Raw genomic sequence first — 271 nt, forward strand, 5'->3', positions numbered from 1 at the left:
GAACAAAAAACGATGGAAAAATTCAAAATGGAAGCCAAAAACCTGATAATTTCGTTCTTTTTTTTTGATAAACAAATGTCATAAAAATTGTCTTGATTTACTCAAAACACTGGATCCAGTCCTAATTGATGCAATTTTTTTATTTATATCTCATCAATTATTTTTGCGCCCAGGCATTCACTTCATTGGCGAAGACCTCGTGGGCAGCGTGATCACCAATGGTGACTACTCGGGCAAGCCAATCCCTGGCAGCCAAAATGCCACTTTCGTC

This window comes from Candidatus Cardinium hertigii (assembly GCF_003788695.1).